This is a genomic window from Pseudomonas sp. ICMP 10191 (genome assembly GCF_001467335.1).
Classification (GTDB): Bacteria; Pseudomonadota; Gammaproteobacteria; order Pseudomonadales; family Pseudomonadaceae; genus Aquipseudomonas; species Aquipseudomonas cerasi.
In genome coordinates this window covers 1-1,469 of the sequence record NZ_LKGW01000005.1, presented here as the reverse complement: position 1 = coordinate 1,469, position 1,469 = coordinate 1, and the positions used below count along the sequence as shown (strand labels likewise).

Genomic DNA, 1,469 nt, shown 5'->3' with positions numbered 1-1,469 from the left:
GCGGCGAAACCGGCCAGGCACTCGCGATCATCGAACGCGAAGAGCATCTGCAAGACATAGGGATCACCTTCATCCGCAGCCAGATGGTGATAGAGAATGCCTTCCTGCAAGGGCGCCAGGGCATAGATGTCCTGAATGTTGGCCAGGCCGCCCGGCACGCTGGCGACGACCCGATCAATCCCTGCCTGATCGAGGTCAGCCAGCGGCAGCATGTCCGGGGTAATACGCTCGCAGCCCGGCACGATCAGGTTATCCGGCACTTGCACGTCGGTGTACCCGCCCACCGCTGCGGCGAGCGCGGCCAGGGTCGGCTGGTTGAACAGCGCACGTACGTCGGTACTCAGGCCGACCTGACGCATGCGTTCGATGAGCATCACTGCCAGCAGCGAATGGCCGCCCAGTTCGAAGAAGTGATCATGACGACCGACCTGTTCGACCGTCAGTACATCCGCCCAGATCGCTGCCAGCAGGGTCTCGACTTCGCCTTGCGGTGCTTCATAACCACGGCTGATCAGCGCTTGCGCATCCGGCACTGGCAGCGCCTTGCGGTCGAGCTTGCCGTTGGCGGTCAGCGGCAGAGCGTCAAGCTGCACGTAGGCTGCCGGCACCATGTAGTCTGGCAACGTGCCTTGCAGATGGTTGCGCAGGTGTTCGATGTCGACAGGCTGGTGTGCGGTGAAATAAGCCACCAGACGCTTGTCGCCAGGCACATCCTGACGGCACAGCACTACGGCTTCGCGAACAGCGGAGTGTTCGGCCAGGCGCGCTTCGATTTCACCCAGTTCAACGCGGAAACCACGAATCTTCACCTGCTCGTCATTGCGGCCGAGATACTCCAGGTTGCCGTCGGCGCGCCAGCGAACCAAATCGCCGGTGCGGTACATCAGTGCGTTTTCCGACGGATTGAACGGATCGACGACAAACTGCGTGGTGCTCAATTCATCACGGTTCAAATAGCCCTTGGCAACGCCTTGCCCGCCGATATACAGCTCGCCGGGCACGCCCAACGGCACGGGTTGGCCTTGGCTATCGAGCACATACAGGCGGCTGTTGCCTACGGGTTTGCCAATAGGAATAGGGCCATTGCCGACCGAAACAATCTCGCAGGTCGCGGAAAAGGTCGTCGCCTCGGTCGGGCCATANGCGAAAAGGCCTCGCCCAGCCCCGAAGCGTATTGATGGAATAAACCGGCGGTCATCCACAGCACGGTTACCGATTGCTCCAGCAGCAGGCGCTGGAAATTCAATGGGGAGAGCAAGTCGTTCTGCCCGATCACCACCACACAGCCGCCTTAACCGTTGTTGATCACCAGACGGCTTATGGCCCGATGCGGCACCAACACACCTTTAGGCGTGCCGGTAGAGCCAGAGGTGTACATGATGTAGGCGACGCTTTCGCCGGACTGCGGCAACGCCAGATCAGTGTCTTTCAGATCGTTCAGGGTCAAACCGTCGAGATCGACACGCTGG

General features: G+C 60.7%; 1 pseudogene. It reads right to left on the bottom strand.

Features of this window, described 5'->3' with window-relative positions:
* Positions 1–1,469, bottom strand: a pseudogene (locus AO388_RS02250) (AMP-binding protein); the annotation flags it as partial.